This window comes from Shouchella miscanthi (assembly GCF_007725405.1).
In the GTDB taxonomy this organism is placed as follows: Bacteria; Bacillota; Bacilli; order Bacillales; family Bacillaceae_D; genus Shouchella; species Shouchella hunanensis.
In genome coordinates, this window is the sequence record NZ_CP042163.1 from 800,449 (window position 1) to 824,658 (window position 24,210).

Consider the following 24,210-nt stretch of genomic DNA (forward strand, 5'->3'; position numbering starts at 1 on the left):
ATCCTAGAAAATCGGACTATGTATCCCTCTCGCTATGTCTGTACTTGTAAATGTCTAGACAAAAACCCCCACTTGTAAAGTAGGGGTTTTCAAGTTTACAATCCAAACACAATTGGCATCCAGAAGTACACGGCTCCGGTAATGACGATAATAGAGACGATGTTGAGCCATACACCAGCTTTCGCCATGTCACCGACAGCGAGATAGCCTGCGCTAAATACAGCTGTATTCGGAGGTGTGGCCACTGGGAGCATATAACAGGAACCAGCAGCTAGTGCAGCTGCAGCCATAAGAGGTAGAGGATCAACACCTAAGGCAATACCGAGTCCGACAGTAAGTGGTAGAATTAAATTTGAAACGGCTGTATTCGAGAGAATTTCAGTAATCCCGAGTACAAATACGACTAAAAGCAATAGGACAAAAATGTATTCCATCCCTTGAAGCATTTGTAGTAAATCTCCAATCGATTCATTCAGCCCAGATTCTCCAAAAGCGGCTGCGATGGACATCCCTCCGCCAAATAGAATGAGAATTCCCCATGGGAGGTCTTTCATATCTGTCCATTCGAGCACCCGCTCACCTTTTCTCGAACTAGGAAGAAAGAATAGTAAGACAGCACCAAATACGGAAATGGTGGCATCATTGAGATTGTCGAAAAACTCACCGACTTGACCAGGAATAAACCCAAGGGCGGAAACAAATGGAGACAATGTCCATAGTAAGACTGTAATGCCGAATACAACAGCCACTTTTTTCTCATCGGATGTAAAGTTTCCTAGTTTCGTTATTTCTTCTTTAATAAAGGCCATTGTACTTTCTGTGTCTTCATCATTTGAATCTACTTTGAATTGTATTTTTGTTAAATAAAAGTAAACAACAATTAGTAAGATGATGGCTACTGGACTCGCGAATAATAACCATTCAGCAAATGTTACAGTGCGATCAAGCTGAGAGGATGCAATCCCTGCAAGTAGGGCATTCGGGACTGCTGCAACAAGGGTTGCAAGTCCACCAATTGTAGCTGCATAGGCGACTGCCAGTAGTATGCCTTTTGAGAAATAGTCGAAATTCTGACCTTTAAGGATGTTTTTATCTTTCACTTCGTTAATTAAAGCGATTGCAACGGGAAGCATCATCAATGCGGTAGCAGCATTTGATACGAACATGGAAATGGCAGCGGTTGCGATTAAGATACCGAGAATGATTCGGTTGCTTTTCGTTCCGATCATCTTAATAATATTTAACGCGATGCGTCTATGTAGATTCCATTTTTGAATGGCAAGGGCGATGACAAAACCACCACCGTACATGAAAATTACGGAGCTGCCGTATGCTGGTGCAATTGAACCGATCTCGACTCCGTTAAATGCAGGAAATAAAACAAGAGGGAGTAGAGACGTTACTGCCATATGGATCGGCTCTGTTACCCAGTATGTTGCAACGAGGAGGGTTACCCCTAATACGATTTTTGGTTCATGGGATAAAACGCTTTCAGGAATGAGGAAATAAACTAAGGCAAAGAATAGAGGACCTAAGAATAGCCCGACTAAGTTGCGCGTTGTGTACTGCTTGTTGTTATCTGTCTCTTTGTTTGCCTCCATAAAATAAGACTCCTTTTTCAAAATATATTCCAAAAAACTAGTATAATGTTTCGATCCGTAGATTGTCAAAACGATAGAGAGAGAATGCTAAGGGGAAATCCTAGCAATAATAATAAGAGACGGAAGAAGAACTCTTCCTGTCTCTTATGTCTTCATTATGATGTAATAGACGCAAAACGTAGCTTCGCCATTCTCTGAATCGCTTCTTCTAATCGATCTTCCTCTGCAAGTAAGCCAATTCGAACGTAGCCTTCGCCATATTGACCGAATCCATTTCCAGGTGCTACAACGAGATGTGCTTCTTTTAGTAAATAGTCAGCGAACGATTCGGATGTGAACCCTTGTGGAACAGGCATCCACACAAAGAAGGAGCCTTTTGGTGCTTCCACTTCTAAACCGATGCGTTTTAATCCGTTAACAAAGACATTTCGTCGTTTTTCATAACGGGCAACTAGTTCTTTTACTTCGTTTTGATCGGATAAGAGTGCGGTTGCTGCAGCTTGTTGAATGGCACCGAACAGGCTGACGTACAGGTGATCTTGTAGTAAATTAATAGACTTTATAACCGACGCATTTCCAACCGCGAAACCAACACGCCAGCCAGCCATATTATATGTTTTTGAGAGAGTGTACATCTCGACGCCGGTTTCTTTTGCGCCAGCTGCTTGTAAAAAGCTCGGCGGTTTCACACCATCATAACCAATCGCACCGTATGCAAGATCGTGAACAACACAAATGTTATTCGCTGATGCAAACCGGACCGTTTCTTCGAAGAAATCGTGTGTGGCGACGCCAGCAGTTGGGTTATTTGGATAATTTAAAAACAAGAGCTTAGCTCGTTCGGCTGTTTCTTTTGAGATGGACCTGTAGTCTGGTAAAAAGTCATTTTCCGCAAGCAACGGAAAGAGTGACGCTTGAGCTTGTGCCAATGCAATACCGGACGTGTAATCAGGATAGCCTGGATCTGGTAGAAGCGCTACGTCGCCTGGATTTAGCAAGCATTGACTAATTTCTACAAGTCCTGTTTTGGCACCGAAAAGAACGGCGACTTCCGTTTCTGGATCGATGGTGACGTTGTATTCACGTTTATAAAATGTGGCAACAGCTTCTTTTAAAAAAAGATGACCACTAAAAGGAGAATATTGCTGAAATTGTGGCTCGCTTGCCGCTTGCTGAAGCGTTTCAACAATAAAGTCTGGTGTCGGTAAATCAGGATTGCCCTGACCTAAATTAATGATGTCGTGACCTTGTGCTAGGTGTTTTCTTACAGTCGCTGTTAAACGGGCAAAAAATTGATCGGGAAGGCCTTGCAAAAGTGCTGATTGTTCAAATTGGGTCATCATTTCCCCTCCAAAAAATAGGGCTTAGGACAAAGGTGCCATAAGCCTGAATAAATCGATTATACTTCTTTAGAGTTCTTAAAGGCAGGATCATCATACTTGTGCGCAACCCAACCTTCGGAATCAATGAAAAGGCGCACTGCAACAACTTGACGTTCGTCAGAAAGAGTGAAGAAGTGAGGTGTATCTACGGGAACGCTAATCACATCACCTGGCTCTAGCTGGACATCGAAGTACCCAACGTCAGCCCCTTTTATCACAAAGCTTCCTGAGCCTGCGGTAATAGCACGAACTTCGTCTTCGGTATGGGTATGAACCTGTTCAAACTTTTTCAGGAGCGCATCTAAATCAGGTGTATGTTCGTTTAATGCGATAACGTCCCAATTTTTGTAGCCGCGGCGTTCAGCAAGGGACCGAATATCGGCATCATACGTAGTTAAAATCTGTTCTTTGTCCTCATTACTGATTTGGCAGTTTCCTTGTAGGCTACTCGGTAATTTTGTCGGGTCCCACTGTTCATATAGTACGTCTTGACTGTCTAAAAAAGCTTGTACTGCTTCTTGTCCTTTAATGATTTCCTCTGTGTCTCGAATAACGATTGTTGCCATTGTCCATTCCTCCTCAAAGTAGATACTAGGCGACGTAGTTAACGTGCCAACAGCTCTTTTTTTAGTTGATATGAAAATAAAAATTCAAAGGCTTCTAAATGTTTTTTAGCTTCAAACCCATTTCGTCCCCACGCAGTAATGCCATGGTTACGAATTAACACCCCATAAATGCCAGGGTGAATTCGATTGGCAACGGCATCTGCAAGCTTAGTAAGATCGGCGTAATTTTCAACAATTGGAACGGTTAATGCACCGTCTTCCTCCCAAATTTGAAAGGCTTTAATAAGCTCTTGGTTTCGAAAAACAATTTCACCTTTGTCCCCGTAAAGATCGGAAATAAGGTTGTTATCAACTGTGTGGATGTGAAGGGAGCACCCTGCATCTGTTTGCTCATAAATGCGTTGGTGAAGCACCGTTTCAGCTGATGGTTTTAGTAAAGTTGTTTCAACTGGCTGGCTATCTCTTCCAACAAGAAGAAAGTCTTCAGATGTTCGCTTACGTTTGTCTTTGCCACTAGCTGTCACAAGAAAAGTGAGGGGATCAGTGGATACTTTGATGGATAAATTTCCACTTGTACCAGGAAACCAATCCCGTTCAGCAAGCTCATCTTTAATGGCTGCTAATTCATCCCATTTTTGTGTAAGAGAAAGTTGTCCAGTAGTCATCGCGTCACTCCTAACGTTTGTAAGGCATCTACAACGGTATGGAACTGTTCAAAGCGCGTATAAGGGAGATGAAGAGCTTTGCATTTGTCTTCCAGATAGTCCCCACATACAAAAACATGGTCGGCGATTTTTGCTGCTTCAAGATCGGTTATGGAATCCCCAATAACAATTCGATAATAGGAATCTTCTGGGTACTGACGTAAAATAGATGGTTTGCAGCAACCGCAGTCATTTCCGCAATGTTGGTCACAGGCATGGGGCCACGTAATGTGAATTGTGTCACCACTAAAATCGCTGCCATTGCAATAAAGTTCCCCGTTTAATGAATACCCCCTCAACATCGGTTCTACAAAAAAATCAATTCCGCCGCTGACAATGTGAAGGGGAATGTTTTGACGGTTGGTTTCATCGACAAAGGCGGCAAATCCAGAACGAATGGTTGCTTGTTGAACGAACGCACGAATCTCTTCTTTTTTTGAAGAAGGAATTAAATGAAACATGTCGCCAACACCAGAGCGAATGGAACGCTTTTGCGCAAGTATGTCATCTTTTATCTTTTCCCATTCAGGTGGAGCAAAAGCAGCCATAATGGCCATGATGTTGTCTTTCGTTGTTATGGTTCCATCAAAATCACAGAATAGGACAGGTTGGCGTTGCGTCATCCTTTTCCTCCCCACTGTTCAAGAGCTGCCGCGAGTTCAGTTTTTTCATAGGCGGCATCCGTTAACTGGGAATTCGTTAGCACTGCATCAATGGCTTGGCGAAAAGCTGTTGCACCAGCGGCAGCTCCTTGAGGATGCCCGTGAACACCGCCTCCAGCATTAATAACAGATTCTTTTCCGAAATCTTCAACCAATTGAGGAACGAGCCCTGGATGAATTCCTGCGGATGGAACAGGAAAAGAAGGGCGATAAACAGCTGATTCAGTTAATGCAGATGCAATGGCGATTGTCTCGTTTTTCTTTAAGGCAACATTTCCGTATGGGGATGGAAATAGGACAAGGTCAGCGCCTGCCGCCCGTAACAGTGTACCTAGTAATACTTTGTTAGAAATGCCGTACTGATCTGAAGCCGTTAACGCTCCAGATACTGCTGGATGAGCCATAATCGGTAGTTGAATGTCAGGGTCTTCTGCGAGGGCTTGCAGCACATCTAGTCCATACGCGAACACATTAAGCAAGAGTGCTGATGCACCGAGCTGCTTAGCTTGACGTGCTTTTTCTCGTAACTCATAGGTACGGCCACTTAGATTAACAGCGTATAATACCCGCTTGCCGGTTTCCTGTTCAACTTGGTCGAGTATACGTTTTCCTCGTTTAACACGCTCTTCAAACGGTGTAAGAGGGTTATCAAACAAAATTTCATCATCTTTAACAAGGTCAACGCCACCACAGGCTTGCGCATAAAGCTGTTGTTCAAATTCATCAAGCCCCTTGCCGATCATTCCTTTAAAAATACTCATGACGAGCGGACGGTCATAAACACCAATTAGCTCACGAATACCTTCTATTCCAAAGGATGGTCCGGGGAATTGGCGAGCAACATCTTCGCTAAACGAGAGATCAATGAGCTTAATTGTGCCATCTAGTGACAGTTTCCCAAAAACGGTTGTTAATATAGCGGGAATGTCATGGCTAAAATTGGCTGAGGGGTAGCGCACTGTAAGAATTCCACTTTTACCGTCGTCTTGAACATCTACAACTACACCTTTATGCTTGTGAAGTTGTTGCTTTTCAAGTGTTGGCAAGTTCGTCCATGAACCAACCGTTAGTCCAAGAGCAATGTTTTCTGCTTTTTTATGTAAATCTCCACCACTTGGAACAAGGTAAGTCGCTGTCACATCGCTCATCGAAGTAGCCCCTTTCGTTATGCTTACAAATAAAAACGTCCCCTTCGTATGAGGAAGAGGACGTGTCGCGTGTATACAACAAAAGTCGTGTCCTCTTATCTGCCACGCACAATGCGCGAGAGAATTAGCACCTTGAATCAGTCTAGGGACTGAAACAGGTTGCCGGGCTTCAACGGGCTCGTCCCTCCACCTGCTCTTTATAAGAGTTGTATCTTTCATTCAATTATGAATCGTTGGAATAGATTATGACAGGGTTCTTGTGGCACGTCAATCTTTTTTTCTTCTTTATTAAGATTCCAACAGACGGTTCTTTTGTAAACCGTTTGGATTTTTTTGAAAAAAGAGTATTGACAAATAACGGAGCTGCATTTTATGATTACTCCCAACACAATAAAATATTGCTCTTATCGAGAGTTGGCTGAGGGATTTGGCCCTTTGACGCCCAGCAACCGACCTTCCGTATATTATTTTATGGAAACCTCTTAGAAGGTTCAAGGCACGGTGCTACATCCAACAGGTTATCACCTGAGAGATAAGAGACGGATCAAGTATGCTACCGCCTCTTTCTTGTACATGAAAGAGGCTTTTTATATGAAATGATGGCGTTAGGTGCAAGGAGAGTTGATACAAGCAAACGAATGAGGAGGAAAAAAGATGACGAAACAAGAATGGCCGGCAGCCATTATGACAGAAACAGAAGTGGTTACGTATGTAAAAGAAGCGTTTGGTTTTTTTAATAAGGATGCTCGCCTTGTCTGCAAGGAAATTGGAGATGGTAACTTAAATTATGTGTTTCGTGTGCATGATGAAGAGAGTAAGCAGTCATTAATTGTTAAGCAGGCAGGACCCGTTTCGCGTCTTTCGGATGAATTCGTTGTCTCTCCAGATCGCAATCGAATTGAGACGGATATTCTTCGGTTGCAAGGAGAGCTTGCTCCTGGCTTTGTTCCGAAAGTATACCACTATGATCGGGACAAGAACTGTGTTGTTATGGAGGATTTATCGGATTATACAATTTTACGAACCGCTTTATTAAACAGGCAACAATTCCCTCAGCTTGCTGAACACCTCTCAACGTTTCTTGTGGAAACCCTTGTTTCGACGTCTGATCTTGTTCTTGATCACAAAGCGAAAAAAGAGCTAGTGAAATCTTATACAAATCCAGAATTATGCGAAATTACAGAAGATCTTGTTTACACGGAACCATTTTTTCCACATCCCCGAAACGATGTTTTTCAAGGAACAAAGTCTTTTGTTGAAAAAGAAATTTGGGGAGATCGACAATTAGCTCTGGAAACAGCGAAGCTTAAATTCCAGTTCCTGACGAATGCGCAAGCGTTACTCCATGGTGATTTACACACAGGCTCCATTTTTGTTACATCATCAGAAACAAAAGTCATTGACCCTGAATTTGCTTTTTATGGACCAGCTGGCTATGACATTGGCAACATTATCGCAAACTTTATTTTTGCGTATACGAACAGTGTCTACACAAGTGAAGGAGAAGAAGCATTTCAACACTATCTTTTAGACACAATTGAAACATTAGTTGATCAATTTAAAAAGAAGTTTATTACGGCGTTTCAGGAGAAAACAACAGAAAGAGTGGCTCACTATGAAGGGTTTCTAGAACATTACTTACAAAGTGTTTTAGAAGATGCGGTAGCGGTTGTTGGTTTGGAACTATGTCGCCGAATCATTGGCATTGCAAAAGTCGTTGACATAACAAGTATTGATGACAGTCAAGCCCGTAGTGAAGCTGAAATCGCATGCTTAACTCTAGGAAAGACGTTTATTTTGAATCGTAGCGATTATCAAACAGGCCATGGGATTGTCGAAGCGATTAGAGGAGTCGGAAGCTATGTCAGCCATTGAATCAGTGAAGCTAACGAGTGAAGATACACTCGTCATCCTTGATCAAACGCTTCTGCCAGGTGAAATCGTGTATCGAACATTAACAACACAAGAAGATGTTTGGCAAGCCATTGTTGCCTTGCAAGTGAGAGGAGCACCAGCCATTGGGATTGCCGCGGCTTATGGTGCCTACGTGGAACTTGTCCGGCATCCTTACGATACAGTGGCTGAGCTTCGGCAGACGTTTGCTAATGTAAAAGCATACCTTCTTTCATCTCGTCCGACTGCGGTAAACTTGGCATGGGCGCTAGAACGGTTGGAGAAGATTGTTCAGCAGTCGTGGGGAAGAGTAGAAGACGTACTACAAGCGGTTCGTGCAGAAGCGGAAGCCATTCGTACAGAAGATGCACAAGTTTGCGAAGCCATTGGCAGGCATACCCTTACACTACTAAAAAAAGAAGATGGGATCTTAACCCACTGTAATGCAGGTGGCATTGCAACAGCAAAATATGGAACTGCCCTTGCACCACTTTTTCTTGGGAATGAACAAAACTATTCCTTTCGTGTGTATGCTGATGAAACACGGCCACTCCTTCAAGGAGCACGGCTTACCGCTTGGGAACTTCAGCAAGCGAACATTGATGTGACATTAATTTGTGATAATATGGCGTCAATTGTTATGCAGCAAGGCAAAATTAATGCTGTACTTGTCGGCTGTGACAGAGTCGCTGCTAATGGGGACACAGCAAATAAAATCGGCACGTCAGGATTAGCGATACTCGCCAACCATTACGGCATCCCCTTTTACGTCTGTGCACCCACATCCACCATTGATTGGAGCTGTCGAACAGGAGCGGACATTGAAATTGAAGAGCGTTCAGGTATAGAAATAACCGATTCTTGGTATGAACAGCCGATGGCGCCACCGGCTGTAAAGACATACAACCCAGCTTTTGACGTAACAGACAACGCGTTAATTACAGCCATTATTACGGAGCATGGCATTGTTCGACCGGCATATAAAGAAAACCTTGCCGGACACCTTCAAGTGACCTGATAGGGTGTATGATAGAGAAAAAGCACAAATAAAAAATACGTAGCACTGTGAAAATGGTGCGGGCCCGAAGCAAACATAACATGCCTAGGAGACCTGCACCATTTTTTTCGACTCAACATGTAACAATGTGTATAGCTATTGCTGGAAAGCCTTTCTGAAGGATGAATGTATGGTAATATTTAGGGGTATGAAGATGACGTTAGCCTTTTTTCGTGATCGCAATTAATAGAAGTGCGTGAATTGAGATAAGAGATTTTTAAGGAGTTGAGCAGAATGAACAAAAGCAAGCTATTGCTGGTGGTTGTTCTTTCCATGCTGGTAGGAGGATGTGGCCAAATGGATAGCTCACTAGAAGAAGAAGCAGAAAAAACGCCAGCGGAAATGGATCCCGCAGATGTGCCACAAATTGATGCGTTTCAAAATGAGTATTCCCGAGAACTGATGGTGTCGACAGAGCCAGTAGCGGAAGGCTTTTATTTAATGCGTTCAAAAATTGACGCCTTTACAATATGGGCTCCAGAAGAGGCTGTGTTTATGGACAATGCTTCTGGTGTGGATGGGGATCATTATGAAAAAATTAGTTTTGCTTATGAAAGTGAAGAGGAAAACAGAGGGTATTTAGTTGGTTTTCAATATAATTATAGTGGGTATGCAGAGAGGCCAGATATGATACTGAATAATTTAAGAGGCCGTTGGGATTATGAAGAGGAATGGAAAGAAGCTGAAGATGAACATGGTCTCACGTACTTTGGTTCAAAAGTTGAAGACATGGATGGTTACCAGCGATATGTCGTCATAGGCTATAAAGTTTCTTCCAAAGAAGCGCCTCAAGGAATGGAATTTCTCTATATCGCATCATGTGTGGATAAAGAGTCTGAAAGTTGCCAGATGGATCTTGAAGAGGAAGAAAGTTATGTACTACAGTGGGTGAAGTCGATTCAGTTTTCAGGTACTCGTGGCCACGGAGATGAGACAAATGGTGACTGATGAACTGTTAAAAAAAGACATATCGATAAGAAAGCAGAATCTAGTAGTTTTTTCACTCTCTAATCACTTTCCGGTAACGTCCATAGGAAAAGTGATAGCGGAGATCTAAGGAAGTTGTAAGGAGTCGAGCAGAATGAACAAAAGCAAGCTATTGCTGGTGGTTGTCCTTGCCATGCTGGTAGGAGGATGTGGCCAAATGGATAGCTCACTAGAAGAAGAAGCAGAAAAAACGCCAGCAAAAATGGATCCGACAGATTTGCCGCAAATTGATGCGTTTAAAAGCGAACATTCCCGAGAACGGATGGTGTCGACAGAGCCAGTAGCGGAAGGGTATTATTTAATGCGCTCGAAAATTGACGCCTTTACGATTGGGTTTCCAGAAGAGGCTGTGTTTATGGACAATGCTTCTGGTGTGGATGGGGACCATTATGAAAAAATGCGTTTTGCTTATGAAAGCGAAGAAGAAAATCGGGGATATTTGGTTGACTTCCAATATAATTATAGCGGGTATGCTGAAAGGCCAGATTGGATACTGGATAATTTAAGAAAGCGCTGGGATTATGAAGAAAACTGGAAAGAAGTTGAAGATGAACATGGTCTCACGTACTTTGGTTCAAAAGTTGAAGACATGGATGACTACCAGCGATATGTCGTCATAGGCTATAAAGTGTCATCTCAAAAAGAACCTCAAGGAATGGAATTTCTTTATATTGCATCATGTGTGGATAAAGAGTCTGAAAGTTGCCAAATAGATTTAGCGGAAGAAGAAGAATACTTGCTCCAGTGGGTAAAGTCGATTCGATTTTCCGGAACTCGTGGCGACGGAGATGAGACAAATGGTGACTGGTGAATTGTTAAAAAAACACATACCGATAAGAAAGAAGAATCTAGTATTTTTTTCAATCTCTAATCATTTTTCGGTAACGTCCTTAGGAAAAGTGATACGGAGATCTAAGGAAGTTGTAAGGAGTTGAGCAGAATGAACAAAAGCAAGCTATTGCTGGTGGTTGTTCTTGCCGTGCTGGTAGGGGGATGTGGGCAAATGGATGGCTCACCAGAAGAAACAGAAAAAACACCAGCGGAAATGGATCCGGCAGATTTGCCGCAAATTGATGCGTTTCAAAATGAGTATTCCCGTGAACTGATGGTGTCGACAGAGCCAGTAGCGGAAGGGTATTATTTAATGCGCTCGAAAATTGATGCCTTTACGATTTGGTTTCCAGAAGAGGCTGTGTTTATGAACAATGCTTCTGGTGTGGATGGGGACCATTATGAAAAAATTAGTTTTGCTTATGAAAATGAAGAGGAAAATCGGGGATATGTAGTCGGTTTTCAATATAACTATGGGGGAAATGCAAAAAAACCAGAACGACTTTTGGATAACTTAAGAGAACGCTGGGATTATGAGGAGGAGTGGGTAGAAGCTGAGGATGACCACGGTCTTACATACTTTGGGTATACAATAGAAGATTTTAAAGGCTATCAAAATTACGTTTTTATGGGGTACAAGGTGTCATCCCAAGAAGAGCCTCAAGCAATGGAGTTTCTTTATGTCGTTTCATGTTTAGATAAAGAAGCCGAAAGTTGCCAAATAGATTTATCGGGAGAAGAAGAATACTTACTCCAGTGGGTGAAATCTATTGAGTTTTCCGGAACCCTTAGCAATGGAGATGAGACCGATGGCAAATGACGAACTATTAAAGAAAGACAAACCGATAAGAAAGCAGATTCTAGTGATTTTTCCAATTGCTTTCTAGTTAATTTCATTACCGTAATAAGAAGAGAATATAAAAAAACACCAATAATTTATTGAAAAAATTTCTGTATCTACAAATGCGTAATCTTCATTGCTATCGGCTTCATAACGAGATTACGTAATTTATTAATATTATTAAAAGGAGATATTCACGATGGAAGAGTGTTTTATTTGCAAAAAGCACGTTGGGAACATTCAAACTTCAGGAATGAAAATCTTTGAAGATGATTTTGTATATGTTGGTCATATTGATAGAAATGGAAATAATGTTAATGAATAATCCTGTTGAAGACTTTAGCTGGATAGGAAGCCAAGAAAATTTCGTAGATAAACCAAATATTCTTCAAATCAATCATATAGAAGTAGGACGATATGGTGGTAATTCGAATGTAGGACAATACAAGAATGAAGATGGGTGTTTGGTATGGGTAAATGAAAAGGAAGATTGGGAATTCGTTATTCTTTTGGATGCGCACAATACATCCGAGAGTGCTGAAATCATTTTAAAACAATTCAAAAATGAAAGTTCTCAGATAAAACATTTATTATCTTTGCCGATAACTCGACAAACTTTTAAAAGTGTAGAAGAAAAGACATTAAATATGCTTCAATCTGAAGAATTTTTATCTGCTTGCCAAAATGTTAATGGAGAAGCTGCTTGTTTAATTGTGGTAAGAAAAGATAAATATGTATGGTGGTTTTCAGTTGGGGACTGTATTCTTTATTTACTGCACCCAGAACTAGCTGCACTAGGACAGTATCAGTTAAATCAAAGACAATTCTCCGAATGGATAGGACAAAATAATACTTTTGAACAGGAAGTTCCATGTTACAGTGTGGGGATAAAGGAACTAAGAAAAGGAAAAAGTCGCATTTTCCTAACTACTGATGGTTTAATTGAATGCCCTAATGAACCGTATTCAAACCCGATAAACATTTATAATACTTTCTTTAAATCTAATGATGATGAATGTATTGTTTGGTCCATGCTAAAGAATATCCAAGGTAATGATGTCAGAGATAGCACTACCATAGTTTCTTGGAAAGTAAATATTTTGAAGGAAGCGACAAGACCAAGCGACCATTAAGCAAAAAGATAAGGAGGTACTGTCCAATGATGAAAACATAGTAAAAGAAAATCTACAATTTAATTAACCTAGGTATTAAGTATGTAGATTTTCTCTATGTTCTATTAATTGAATAAATGATAGAGGTTATATAAAAAAATGATTCTACTTATTATCAACTAGTTATAATATTCATGAATACTAACCTTAATAGGTATAAACTCACAAGCCTTATGTAGGTGTCGCTATTTTCATAATTATGTTAAGAATGATAAAAAAGCGGTAGTGAGGCCTAAGGAGTCGAGTAGAATGGTCAAAAGCAAGATATTGTTGGCAATTGTTATTGCCTTGATAGTAGGAGGATGTGGCCAAATGGATAGCTCACCAGAAGAAGAAACAGAAAAAACACCAGCGGAAATGGATCCGGCAGATTTGCCGCAGATTGATGCGTTTCAAAATGAGTATTCCCGAGAACTGATGGTGTCGACAGAGCCAATAGCGGATGGGTATTATTTAATGCGCTCAAAAATTGATGCCTTTACGATATGGTTTCCAGAAGAGGCTGTGTTTATGGACAACGCATCTGGTGTGGATGGGGACCATTATGAAAAGCTTAGAATTTCCTATGAAAATAAAAATGAAAATCGAGGATATACAGGGAATTTTCAATACCAGTATGGAGGAAACGCTAAAAAACCTGAACGTATCTTAGATAATTTAAGGTGGAGATGGGAATTTGAAGAAGAATGGAATGAAGTTGAAGAAGAAGAGGGTACGATATTTTACGGAATAAAAAAAATGGCCACAAATGAATATGTTGTAATGGGATATAAAGTCTCTATAAAACAAGCCCCCCAGGTTATAGAATTTGTGTACGATGTTAGCTGCGTAAACAAACAAGCTGATGGATGTGAGATTAATCTAGAAAAGGAAAAAGAATTTGCTCTTGAATGGGTGAAATCCATTCAGTTTTCCGGAACTCGTGGCAACGGAGGCGAGACGGATGACGAATGACGAATTATTAAAAAAAGACGAAGTTTGGCTTCGTATTACTCAGTTGGAATACAAGATGAAAGATGGAATGTCAAAAGAGGAATTTGAAAAAGAAGTGCGGCGAATTTATATAGAGGAAACGGGCGAAGAGCTCCCAGCAGACATGAAAGTGTACACTTCAAATGAAAGTAACGATTTGGAATCAGATTACGATGGAACAGCAATTTATTTTGAGAACGAAGAGAAAAACATCAATCAGCTTTACGTAATATCACAAGGCTCTAATGATCAGGGGGATTGGCTGTATAATGCGATTGGCCTGTTCCAAGGAAAAGACGCATCTCAGGCAATTGATACCGATACTTTTGTTGATGAAGCAAAAAGGGCGTTTAATATAAACGATGAAGAAATGTTGACAGTCGGTCTAGGTCATTCGCTCGCCAATAATAATAATTTAACGGCTCAAGTGTTGAATGAAAGTTTTGACAAGATTTATGGGGTTAATGGCGCGCAAATAAATGCATATCAACTTTACAATATTGATGACCATTTTTATAGAGAAGTCAATCAAAACTTCAATCTACCAAGAACAAACAAAAATGCCATCTACACCCTTCCCCCTCATGAATTCGAACAATTTGCCATCGAGTACATAGAAGAAAAAATCGACACCGGTTCCATTTACCAACTTCGTTCGATTAATGACCCCCTTTATGCGTTGATGGAAAATACGCGAGGATTTGTGACGGTTCCGATCGACGCGAAAGAGGGGATTGTAACGAACAACAATTATGCAGGGCTGTCGCCGCTTTTTGCCAATTTGCCAGATGAGGAAATCGCTAAGTGGCAAACGATTTTTATGCCGGCCGCTGATGCGTATGTAACTGATGGGGTAGATGGTGCACTTGGAGTGCTAGAAGACATGACGGGTCTCAAACGGACGGTGTTTGATGATGTTAGCGAGTTGCAAGCTGATTTTCAAAAGTTAATGGAATCGGAAACGATTGATTTAGATGAGTACCCTGCCTTTATGCGGGGAGAGATGGCTCGTTCCCATGCGCTTGGGCAAGTAGGGGCGAAAATTCCACAAGCTTTTGATTTGTTAAGCAAGGCATTGACAGAGTTTGACCATATCAAACAATTCCAGCGGAACATAGGGCCGATCATAGAGACAGTTCAAGGCTTAAACGATTCGGCTGAAGAGGTGTTCGGGTATTTGGTTGAGGCTGGCTACATTGATGAGACTTCGAAAGACAACATTGTCAAAGAATTGAATGGATTGACCGAGTCTTTGGAAATCCTTAATGATTATGAGCATCTTGAAGATGTGTATAAAGAATATCCGCATTTAATGCGAGATGGCGGAAGTGGGCTATTAGGAAGTGACTTGGCTTTTTTGCTGCTCTTAATTGAACATGGCGAAAAATTATCTGGCCATTGGCAGGCGCTAGAAAAGGAATTGCAGGAAGTCATGAGTGAAATTGGCCATAGCCACAGTATCCATGAATTGTTGAATGCGCTGAATGCAGAAAACGGAGTTTCGTACTCGAACAATGAAATGATCTTGAGCACTCAGCATGGAGGCGAGGAGATCCGTGTTAATTTAAGTACTACGGTCGAAGCGTATTACAACGGTCTAACGATTGTTGAGCAACAACAAGAACAAGTACAAGCGTTTGTGCGTCTGTATGAGCATGAGGTCGTAGAGGATGTCGAAACCCGAAAAAAGGTGCTTGTCCAAGCGTTTGATGATATGGAAAGCAATCCTAAGGGCTATCAGCACTTGTTAAATAAAAGCCATGCGCCTGTAGGCAGCCGTATGGAGCGAATTGTCGTGCATGACCAAATTGGCGGAATCGCATTACCTGAAGGACCAGTGTGGGAAGCGGCTTTGGTGGAGCAACTGGAAAAGCAACGCACTTTCCTTGAAAAGATGCGCGAAGGGATCGAAGAGATTTTTGATGAAGAACATAACGTTGCCGCGATTTTTACACTTTCGGGGTAATTAGGAAGGAGGATGAGTCATGATTCCTGATGATACAGGAGTGGTTGTGATATCACACCAATTTAAAGAACCACCAAGCTATATGTGGAAACGACTTCAGCTTGAACTATCAATAAATCAGCTTTATTTCCTTCAAGCCACTTTAGGCCAATCCCTTCGAGCCAGCTTAGGTACGAGCAGCGGCGCGTTTATTGACGCCCTTGAAGAGAAGGAAACAGAATTGACAAGAGATATGACAACACGAATTGAAATGGTTTCTTCTGAAGCAAAACAAGCGACACAATTAGCTGAAAACTATTTGGAAAATATCTCTACGCAGCGAGTATCCCTCCATTATAGGCGCATGCTTACCGATTAAAAGTAGGTCTTTAAAACGCGCTGGTCGTGATCAGGGTGTTTTTGTTTTAAAGCAGTCTTTTTGATGTATGTAGATGATGCACGTTTGTCTAACTTAATGTAATAAAACAAATAATAATACTTAGCATAATTAAATTCTTTATTTATTTAATGAATGTCATAGAATAAAAATATTACTTGTTACCGTTCTGAAAAATGGTCGCTGTCATCAACCACGCGCCATATGACCTTTTTTACAATTAGATGAACTCTATTAAATTTTCTTTTATAAAGATCATCTATCAGAGGTCAAATAATAGATTTTTATTGTATGAAAAAAGGAAATCAGTGAATTTATTCAAACAATTAATAAAGAGCCAATTTCAAGTCAAAAGCTACAAAGAGGTTATCTTCATTTAGGAGAACCTTTTTTGAGAGTAATTTCACAATTGGTGCGAACCCTAAGCGAACATAAAAACCCTGGGTGACCCGCACCGCTTTTTTGACTTAATATGTAACAATGTGTAATTGGTTTTGCTGAAAATCTTTCTTGAAGGCTAATTTGTGGTAATATTTAGGGGGAGAAAGGTGCTTTTAAGCGTTCTCCCGCTATCGCACTCTATATGAGTGCGTGGATTGAAATCCAAATGTCCTTATAATGAATTGGTGTATGTGCATCGCACTCTATATGAGTGCGTGGATTGAAATAGCCTCTTCCTGCTCTTTTGCCACTATATACCCTTATCGCACTCTATATGAGTGCGTGGATTGAAATTTTTAGGCACATTACTAGGGACTTTAACACCAAAATCGCACTCTATATGAGTGCGTGGATTGAAATAATTAAATCACATTGGCTTGAACAAGGTTACGGAATCGCACTCTATATGAGTGCGTGGATTGAAATCCTGACGGTCCGGGCAATCGAAAGCCGTTTTATATCGCACTCTATATGAGTGCGTGGATTGAAATTTGTGAAGGTTGGCGAAGAAACAATTTATAAAAAATCGCACTCTATATGAGTGCGTGGATTGAAATATAGAACCACATCTCCAATTTTAATATTCATTATATCGCACTCTATATGAGTGCGTGGATTGAAAACTCTTTGATCTTAGTCTCAATTGCTAGCACCGAGTCATCGCACTCTCTAGAAGTGCGTGAATTCATACTGCAGAAATTAAGGGAATATGTTTAAAAAGGGTGGAAGGTATGTCTACAACTGACATGAAAGCAAGTATCAATCAAGATACGCTAGTGAAATGTGTGAGTCAGAAGCTTAAGCGCTCTTTAACAAAAGGAGAGCTTGAATGGAACGTACAAGCTTTATCGGGAGAAGTGAATTTTACAACGCAAGGCATTTACCGTGTTTTTGGCTCGGCCCTTAAAAAGATAAAATGGTCGCTTATAATAAAAGTGATTCAAGAAGTAGAGGATAAACGGAACCCGCAGCACCATAATTATTGGAAACGAGAGGCTCTTATCCATCAAACTGGTATTCTTAATCGTTATTCGAATGTCATAAAAAGCCCAACCTGTTATGAGGTCGAGGACAAAAGTGATGGTACGATTTGGATTTGGATGGAAGAAGTGAATGGGGCTCATAAGCAGTTCTCAAAGGAAGATTTTGCTGTTATAGCGAAATCAATCGGACACTTTAACGGAACGTACGTAAATGGTCCTGCTCACGACGAGGAATGGATTTGTCGGTCTTGGCTGGCATCTTGGATTAAAAGCAGTCAGAAGTACGCAATGCAGGTGGACGGTTTTGTCGATTCAAATCGGTTGAGTGAACAGGTGAACGATAGGTTACGAGCGTACCTCTCATTAACTTCTAACATGGATAAACAGTTGAATGTATTGAAAGCGCTTCCTAGAGTGCTTGCCCATCAAGACTTGAGTAAAGGAAATATATTTGTTAATCAGGAGCAAGTGACACTGATTGATTGGCAGTTTATGAGTCTTTCAGGAGTAGGAGAAGATTTAGGGAAGTTGTTTGGCGTTATGCTGAGTCAAGAGGCTATTCCTATTCAAGAAGCGGAAGAATACCAAAAGCTTTTGCTTCGTTCTTACGTAGATGGATTGGCAGAGACAGGTAATCAACTAAACGAAGCACTTATTCGATATGGCTTTTTTACGTCATTTGCTTTGAGATGTGTATGGGAAGTACCGAAACTTGTTGAACTTCACATAAAACAGCAAAACAACTGTAGCGAATATGAGCGTTTATTGAGCCTAACGAGCTATCAGCTAAAGGTTTATAGAGAGATTATGCGATTTCCTCTAGTCATCTAGTATCACTGGTGGAAATAGGGTGAGAATGCACGATGACTCCCCCTACTTCCTGGTAAAACAATCTGAGGGTTACCAACAATGTCATGAAGGAATAAGGGAAAAATACTTTAATGCATGCTCAATACCGTTTTCTGAAGAAGACTTAGTAATGTAATCGGCAACTTGTTTTATCCCATGAGAACCGTTTTCCATTGCAACTCCAACGGAAACATAAGATAGCATTTCTATATCATTGTCCCCATCTCCAAAAGCAATTGCACGAGAACGGTCAAGGTGAAAGTAATGTAACACGCTTTCGATAGCCCGTGCTTTACTAATATCTGTTTCCAACACATTTAAAATGTAAGGATGCCAGCGCTTGAACTGCAGCAATGGGAACGCTGTCTTGTAGAGCTGTTCAATTCGTTCATCTCCAAATAGACAAAGCAAATGGACAGGTAAAAGAGTATCTTTTTGTCGGATTGGTGGATTGGTAGCGAGTGATAGAGTTTCCTGTAAGGCTTGTGTTATTTTCTCATTTTGAAAACCATTCATATGAAACGTGTGACTGTAAAACGACAAGGCGTGCTGGTGTTGCCGTGCGAAGTTTTCAATCGCCTGCACCGTCTTTACATTCATGCATTGACTGTAAATGACGTCGTTTTGATGTGTAACAAGCCCTCCATTTGCAGTGATAAACGTCGTGATACCGAGCTTCTTTAACTCTTCACACATAGATAATGGTCGACCAGTGGCAGCCACGACGCGTGTCCCTTGATTTAGTAATGTGTGAATTGATTTTTTGGAAGACTCAGGTATGCATCCGGTTTGATTGTTCGTGAGCGTCCCATCAACGTCAAAAAAGACGATGTCGTAAGTCATTTAAACCCTCCCAATTTTTTTAATTTAAGAAAACGGTTAACAAAAGGGCTAGCTTTGTCTAGCTCTTTTTGTTCGTGCAAGTAAAGTAGATGGTGGAAAAGTGGTTGAAGTCCATAAAACCGTTTTACTCGTTCAACGATGCCTTGCTTGCATTCATCTGTTTTGTAATAGCGTAATACAGAAAGAACCGTATCAAGACCATATGTCCAATAAAGACCAGCAAAATCAAAAGCGGGATCACCTATTTGCGCATCTGTATAATCAATGATTCCGACTAACTTTTGTTCGCTTTGGCTATAGATCATGTTAGCCGTTGTAAGGTCTCCGTGAATGGGCACTAATAGCCGAGTGTCTGTTGATAATGTTTCTAAGAAAGTCTCAAATACAACGTCTATCGCACGGATGATGTTGGTTTCGAGCTGTGGAAAGATGATCTGTTGCAAGTGATTATACAGAGTCTTCCAAAACGAATGACTATGAATGGCATGTAAATTAGGCAGTTCATCAACAGTGATATGATGTAAAGCTGTTAAAAAATTCCCTATGTGCTGACAATCCGTTGTTGAAAGTGTGACTTGTTCTTCAATGGTTTTGACTGGAACACCAGCAATAAGAGGATAGGAAAGGCCAACTAAAGTCTCTTCTATAAAGAGTGGAGTCAGTTTTGGAACAGACAAGCTAGGTTGTCTTGCTTGTAAAGCGCGGTTTAACTCTAACTCCTTATGTAGTGCCGTCTCTAAACCTCTTTTTTTAGGAAAACGAAATACAAGGTTGTCGTTTACAATCAAGATGGTATGATCCCACCCTGATTGTATATGTTCTAGCTTATGAATTAGTAGGGTAGGAACGCATTGTCTAATGCGTTCCTTCCATATGGATTCAGTCATTTTTGAATGGTTCCTCCCAGTCTTCTAGAAATCTCTATAGAGCTTTAAATGGCCACCGATCGGTACGCAATGATTGAAAAGTAAAGTTCTTATTCAGCAAAGAAAGCGGTGGCAAGCTGTTTGAGTTTCATAAAACATCCTTCTTAAACGTAATTTCGACATTTATGCTTTAAATCCTCGTTGAGCGATGGAAAAGAGACAATATAAAACGGTTGACATTGTATATATAGTATATGTACAATAGTTACAAAGATAACAATTGAGAGGTACCTATGAATATTATCTTATCAAATGCGTCACAAGAACCAATCTATGTGCAAATTAAAAATCAAATTAAACAAAGCATATTGAGAGGGGAGTTGATGGAAGGCGACCCGCTACCTTCCATGCGAAAACTAGCTAAAGAATTACAAATTAGTGTCATCACGACAAAGCGCGCATACGAAGAATTAGAGCGAGACGGCTTTATCATTTCGTATGTTGGAAAAGGGTCATTTATAGCAGGACAAAATCAAGATCTCATTCAAGAGAGGCGTTTGCAAATGGTTGAACAAGGCTTGGCGGAAATTGTGAAAGAAAGTAAAAATCTAGATATTTCTCTTCATCAACTTCAAGAATTACTGGTAATGCTATATGAGGAGGAAGAGTAAATGGAAGAAGTCGTCACGTTTCATCATGTTCATAAAACGTATAAAAACTTTTTGTTAAGAGATATCTCTTTCTCCGTTAAAAAAGGGTTTATTACGGGGTTTATTGGACCAAATGGTGCGGGGAAAACAACAACAATTAAACTGATGCTTGATTTAGTGCAACCTGATTCAGGCGAAATCAAGTTGTTTAATCAGACATATCAGTCTAATAGGGAAGAATTAAAGCAACGGGTAGGAGTTGTTTTCTCCGATCACCATCTTTACCAGCACTTGACCATTGAAAAAATGAAGAAAATTGTCTCGAACTTCTACATTAAATGGGATGATGATCGATTTGAACACTACTTAAAAAAGTTCAACTTGCGTTCCAATCAAAAGATTGGTCAATTGTCAAAAGGGATGGGAATGAAGCTTTCGATTGCGATTGCGTTATCCCATCACGCTGATTTGATTGTATTAGATGAACCAACAGCAGCCCTTGATCCAATAAGCCGCAGAGAAATTTTGCAGCTGTTAATGGACATCATTCAAGATGAAGAAAAAGCCGTATTTTTTTCAACGCATATTACGACTGACTTAGAGCAAATTGCCGATTATATCCTGTTTCTCCATAATGGAACGGTCATTTTAAATGATGAAAAAGACGCGATTCTTGATCAGCATGTTATTGTAAGAGGTGCTATCGACTTGCTTGATCCAGATACTCGGAAATTGTTTTTACAAGTGAAAGAGACATCGGTTGGCTTTGAAGCGTTGACCAATCAAGCTAGTCTTGTAAGACGTCTAATGGGAGAAGAAGTGGTGATGGAGAAGGCGTCTTTAGAAGAGATTATGGTGTATACGATCGGTGACATGTCTTAACTATGTATAACCATAGTTGTGAAAACAACGAAGATACAAAGAGACTATTGTTAGAATATTAGGGTAAAAGGAGATTGCAATTGTGAATGCTTTAGTGGAAGTAAATGAACTAAATAAAACATTTAAGCAAGGTGGCTTTGGTTTAGAAAATATTTCGTTTACCATAAAACCAGGCTCTATTGTTGGCTTTATTGGGGAAAATGGTGCAGGTAAATCCACAACCATTGGTTCTATCATTGGTTCCATTCGTAAGGACCATGGTGTTGTGCGTATATTTGGTCAGGAAATGCAAGATGGAAAAGACTTTGTTAAAGAAGATATTGGGGTTGTGTTCGATACTGTTCAACTCCCCGAAGAACTAACCATTGTGAAACTAGAACGTGTGTTTAATGGAATTTATCGCAATTGGAATAAAGAGATGTTTTATTCATATGTAGAGCAATTCTCTTTACCAAGGAAAAAGAAAATACGCTCTTTTTCAAGAGGGATGTCGATGAAAGTATCGGTTGCTGTGGCGCTCTCCCACGATGCAAAGTTGCTTCTTTTAGATGAAGCAACGGCAGGGCTTGATCCCAGTGGACGCGATGATCTTCTGAACGTATTACGTACGTTTGTCAGTGATGGAAAGCGATCCATACTTCTTTCTTCTCATATAACGAGTGATATTGAGAAGATTGCCGATTCGCTTATTTTCATTAAAGGTGGCAGGATTTTATTTGATATTGAGAAAGAATCATTGCTTTCGACTTACCGCATACGATCGTGTACGAAGAAGGAATTTGATTCTTTACCAAAAGCGGAGATTGTCGCGTATCGAGAACAAGAGACGTTTGTTTCCGTTCTTGTTAAAGGGAAAGAGGGCAAGGCGCCATCTATTGATGAAATCACAGTATTGCTAATGCGAGGTGTTCATGTATGAAAGGGTTATTATTAAATCAATATTATAGTGTGCAAAAATCGATATGGGTATATGCGTTGCTTGCATTCGTCATTCCGGTCGTTATCCTTATATTTTTTGAAGGGGGTATGCTCGATCGATTAGCGGCTTTTGTTGCGATTGGTTTTATGGTTTCACCGGCGTTAGAGGTGTTAAAGCATGAAGGGAAGTCAGGTTGGAGTAAATATATGGCTACACTTCCAATAAGTCGCGCCAAAGTTGTTCAAAGTCACTATTTATTCTTTGTTCTATTACTTCTAGTTGGTGTTGGTCTTGCTGGAGCCGCTTATTTCATCGCAACTCAATTATTTAACCAGGTGCCTACTGATTATTTCTTTGTTGGAATCTTGTCGATCATTGGCATTGTGTTAACCTCTGGAGTTATTACGTACCCCTTAACCTACATCCTTGGTGCCGAAAAAAGTGACATGATTTTGCTTTTAGGAATGGGTGGCTCAATTGGTGTTTACTTATTGACTTTTACGGTTTTTTCAATGGTATTTAATAAAGAGGGAACTTATTTTGGATCCGATGCCGATTTATTTTTTGGCTTATTGTTTATTGGCATCACCCTCATCGTGTTTGTCCTTTCCTATATCGTGTCACTCATCCTGTACAAACGAAAAGAATTTTAAAGGAAGCGCATCTAATGCAGATGCGTTTTTTCATGTGAAGTGGGTATACAATGGATAGTGACGCTCAACTTGTATAGGGAGGCGAACAGAGTGAAGGTGCTAGTATTTTGTGAGAAATGCGGAAACCCTAAAAGGTTATCAAATTATGTGTTAAAGGCGTATATTGCAACCGCTCATCATGTTTATTGTGACGTGTGCCAGCACGAAAACGAAGTAACCTCAAACTTAAGACGCTATGCGTTTCAATTAAGGAGAAAACAAGGGTATTAATCATTTTAAAGCCTAAAAGGCTTTTTTTATTTTGCCTATCGTTCATGATAGAGTAAGGGTGAGTGAATAGAAAGGGAGGGGAAATTGGAGTGGGAAAAGTAGTTTTTTCAGAAGCAGAATTCGATTTAGCAGAAGTGGTTTATGAAGATTGGAAAGACATTCATAGTTATGCGTCTCTTCCAATCGTTAGTCAATACCAACCATGGGAAACGATGAGGGAGAAAGATACGACCGGTTATGTAAATGGAATTGTAGAGGCTGCTCAGCAAGTGCCACGTACCCGTTATGCGTATGCCATTCAAAAAGGTGGTCGAACGATTGGCGTTACAGAATTAAATGTGCGAGATAAAACAAATGGCGAGATTTCGTACATTTTACATCCTGATTACTGGGGACAAGGTTTAGCAACGAAAGCAGCAAAAAAGATGCTTCAATACGGATTTGAAGCACTAGATTTACATCGTATTTATGGAACATGCGATCCGGAAAATCATGCCTCAGCTAAGTTACTACAACGTCTTGGCATGCAACAAGAAGGGAGATTACGTGAAAACCTCTGGTCAAAAGACCATTGGCGGGATTCATTATTGTTTAGCGTGCTCGTGCATGAATGTGGATAACCATCACAGACAATCAGGAATTGATAAGCAAAGAGGTTAATATGTGTATAAAAAATGTAGATAAGTCGGAAAACTG

25 protein-coding genes, 1 CRISPR repeat array and 2 riboswitches are annotated in these 24,210 nt (G+C 40.5%); of the genes, 17 read left to right on the forward strand and 8 right to left on the reverse strand.

Features of this window, described 5'->3' with window-relative positions; all coding sequences use genetic code 11:
* Positions 1-95: 95 nt before the first annotated feature.
* The 6 genes from FPV17_RS03795 to FPV17_RS03820 all read right to left on the reverse strand — a co-directional run bounded on the left by FPV17_RS03795 (position 96) and on the right by FPV17_RS03820 (position 6,063).
* A complete protein-coding gene (locus FPV17_RS03795; RefSeq protein ID WP_124741398.1) occupies positions 96-1,601 on the reverse strand; it encodes an SLC13 family permease in 1,506 nt (501 codons plus the stop codon).
* 155 nt (positions 1,602-1,756) lie between these two features.
* Complete coding sequence (locus FPV17_RS03800; protein ID WP_144560408.1) at positions 1,757-2,941, reverse strand: pyridoxal phosphate-dependent aminotransferase; 1,185 nt, start codon at positions 2,939-2,941, stop codon at positions 1,757-1,759.
* 59 nt (positions 2,942-3,000) lie between these two features.
* On the reverse strand, positions 3,001-3,549 hold the full coding sequence (locus FPV17_RS03805) for an AraC family ligand binding domain-containing protein (RefSeq protein WP_144558120.1): 549 nt from the start codon (positions 3,547-3,549) through the stop codon (positions 3,001-3,003).
* 38 nt (positions 3,550-3,587) lie between these two features.
* Positions 3,588-4,214, reverse strand: a complete 627-nt coding sequence (locus FPV17_RS03810; protein ID WP_038477031.1) for a methylthioribulose 1-phosphate dehydratase — start codon at positions 4,212-4,214, stop codon at positions 3,588-3,590.
* A complete protein-coding gene (locus FPV17_RS03815) occupies positions 4,211-4,876 on the reverse strand; it encodes a 2-hydroxy-3-keto-5-methylthiopentenyl-1-phosphate phosphatase (RefSeq protein WP_144558122.1) in 666 nt (221 codons plus the stop codon). Before FPV17_RS03815 ends, FPV17_RS03810 begins: the two co-directional genes overlap by 4 nt.
* The gene (locus FPV17_RS03820; RefSeq protein WP_144558124.1) at positions 4,873-6,063 is read right to left on the reverse strand and encodes a 2,3-diketo-5-methylthiopentyl-1-phosphate enolase; all 1,191 of its coding nucleotides are present in this window, start codon (positions 6,061-6,063) and stop codon (positions 4,873-4,875) included. The genes FPV17_RS03815 and FPV17_RS03820 overlap by 4 nt, the downstream gene beginning before the upstream one ends.
* 92 nt (positions 6,064-6,155) lie before the next feature.
* Positions 6,156-6,269: riboswitch (SAM riboswitch) on the reverse strand.
* Positions 6,270-6,464: 195 nt separating this feature from the next.
* Positions 6,465-6,602: riboswitch (SAM riboswitch) on the forward strand.
* 115 nt (positions 6,603-6,717) lie between these two features.
* On the opposite strand from FPV17_RS03820, the gene mtnK reads away from it, so the two are divergent.
* From mtnK to FPV17_RS03875, 11 genes are all read left to right on the forward strand, one after another.
* The gene (mtnK, locus tag FPV17_RS03825) at positions 6,718-7,938 is read left to right on the forward strand and encodes an S-methyl-5-thioribose kinase (RefSeq protein WP_221620904.1); all 1,221 of its coding nucleotides are present in this window, start codon (positions 6,718-6,720) and stop codon (positions 7,936-7,938) included.
* Entirely contained in the window at positions 7,925-8,974 is a 1,050-nt protein-coding gene (gene mtnA, locus FPV17_RS03830; protein WP_144558126.1) for an S-methyl-5-thioribose-1-phosphate isomerase, read from the forward strand. Before mtnK ends, mtnA begins: the two co-directional genes overlap by 14 nt.
* A 273-nt stretch (positions 8,975-9,247) precedes the next feature.
* Entirely contained in the window at positions 9,248-9,961 is a 714-nt protein-coding gene (locus FPV17_RS03835; RefSeq protein WP_144558128.1) for a YvcA-related protein, read from the forward strand.
* A gap of 133 nt (positions 9,962-10,094) precedes the next feature.
* On the forward strand, positions 10,095-10,811 hold the full coding sequence (locus tag FPV17_RS03840; protein ID WP_144558130.1) for a YvcA-related protein: 717 nt from the start codon (positions 10,095-10,097) through the stop codon (positions 10,809-10,811).
* Between the two features lie 129 nt (positions 10,812-10,940).
* Complete coding sequence (locus FPV17_RS03845; protein WP_144558132.1) at positions 10,941-11,651, forward strand: YvcA-related protein; 711 nt, start codon at positions 10,941-10,943, stop codon at positions 11,649-11,651.
* 220 nt (positions 11,652-11,871) lie between these two features.
* On the forward strand, positions 11,872-11,997 hold the full coding sequence (locus tag FPV17_RS03850) for a hypothetical protein (RefSeq protein ID WP_367614625.1): 126 nt from the start codon (positions 11,872-11,874) through the stop codon (positions 11,995-11,997).
* A complete protein-coding gene (locus tag FPV17_RS03855; protein WP_144558133.1) occupies positions 11,990-12,805 on the forward strand; it encodes a PP2C family serine/threonine-protein phosphatase in 816 nt (271 codons plus the stop codon). Before FPV17_RS03850 ends, FPV17_RS03855 begins: the two co-directional genes overlap by 8 nt.
* Before the next feature lie 288 nt (positions 12,806-13,093).
* Positions 13,094-13,798 (forward strand): YvcA-related protein, encoded by a 705-nt coding sequence (locus FPV17_RS03860; protein WP_144558135.1) that lies wholly within the window; start codon positions 13,094-13,096, stop codon positions 13,796-13,798.
* Entirely contained in the window at positions 13,788-15,782 is a 1,995-nt protein-coding gene (locus FPV17_RS03865; RefSeq protein WP_144558137.1) for a DUF6792 domain-containing protein, read from the forward strand. Before FPV17_RS03860 ends, FPV17_RS03865 begins: the two co-directional genes overlap by 11 nt.
* 19 nt (positions 15,783-15,801) lie before the next feature.
* Positions 15,802-16,140, forward strand: coding sequence for a hypothetical protein (locus FPV17_RS03870; RefSeq protein ID WP_035396556.1), 339 nt, complete (start codon positions 15,802-15,804; stop codon positions 16,138-16,140).
* A 589-nt stretch (positions 16,141-16,729) separates the two neighbouring features.
* Positions 16,730-17,222: a CRISPR direct-repeat array (repeat unit 32 nt; unit sequence ATCGCACTCTATATGAGTGCGTGGATTGAAAT).
* A 108-nt stretch (positions 17,223-17,330) separates the two neighbouring features.
* Positions 17,331-18,413: a phosphotransferase gene (locus FPV17_RS03875; protein WP_144558139.1), complete on the forward strand. Its 1,083-nt coding sequence runs from the start codon at positions 17,331-17,333 to the stop codon at positions 18,411-18,413.
* 81 nt (positions 18,414-18,494) lie between these two features.
* Here the strand turns inward: FPV17_RS03875 and FPV17_RS03880 are convergent, their stop codons facing one another.
* Complete coding sequence (locus tag FPV17_RS03880; protein ID WP_035396543.1) at positions 18,495-19,274, reverse strand: Cof-type HAD-IIB family hydrolase; 780 nt, start codon at positions 19,272-19,274, stop codon at positions 18,495-18,497.
* Positions 19,271-20,161 carry an aminoglycoside phosphotransferase family protein gene (locus FPV17_RS03885; protein ID WP_144558141.1) on the reverse strand — a complete coding sequence of 297 codons (891 nt, stop codon included), beginning with the start codon at positions 20,159-20,161 and terminating at the stop codon, positions 19,271-19,273. The genes FPV17_RS03880 and FPV17_RS03885 overlap by 4 nt, the downstream gene beginning before the upstream one ends.
* 272 nt (positions 20,162-20,433) lie before the next feature.
* On the opposite strand from FPV17_RS03885, the gene FPV17_RS03890 reads away from it, so the two are divergent.
* From FPV17_RS03890 to FPV17_RS03915, 6 genes are all read left to right on the forward strand, one after another.
* Positions 20,434-20,811, forward strand: a complete 378-nt coding sequence (locus tag FPV17_RS03890; RefSeq protein ID WP_035396541.1) for a GntR family transcriptional regulator — start codon at positions 20,434-20,436, stop codon at positions 20,809-20,811.
* The gene (locus FPV17_RS03895) at positions 20,812-21,672 is read left to right on the forward strand and encodes an ABC transporter ATP-binding protein (RefSeq protein ID WP_035396535.1); all 861 of its coding nucleotides are present in this window, start codon (positions 20,812-20,814) and stop codon (positions 21,670-21,672) included.
* Positions 21,673-21,754: 82 nt separating this feature from the next.
* The gene (locus tag FPV17_RS03900; protein ID WP_035396534.1) at positions 21,755-22,591 is read left to right on the forward strand and encodes an ABC transporter ATP-binding protein; all 837 of its coding nucleotides are present in this window, start codon (positions 21,755-21,757) and stop codon (positions 22,589-22,591) included.
* The gene (locus FPV17_RS03905; RefSeq protein ID WP_144558143.1) at positions 22,588-23,244 is read left to right on the forward strand and encodes an ABC-2 transporter permease; all 657 of its coding nucleotides are present in this window, start codon (positions 22,588-22,590) and stop codon (positions 23,242-23,244) included. Before FPV17_RS03900 ends, FPV17_RS03905 begins: the two co-directional genes overlap by 4 nt.
* 90 nt (positions 23,245-23,334) lie before the next feature.
* Positions 23,335-23,514 carry a hypothetical protein gene (locus tag FPV17_RS03910; protein ID WP_144558145.1) on the forward strand — a complete coding sequence of 60 codons (180 nt, stop codon included), beginning with the start codon at positions 23,335-23,337 and terminating at the stop codon, positions 23,512-23,514.
* 89 nt (positions 23,515-23,603) lie between these two features.
* Entirely contained in the window at positions 23,604-24,134 is a 531-nt protein-coding gene (locus FPV17_RS03915; RefSeq protein ID WP_246117121.1) for a GNAT family N-acetyltransferase, read from the forward strand.
* Positions 24,135-24,210: the final 76 nt, after the last annotated feature.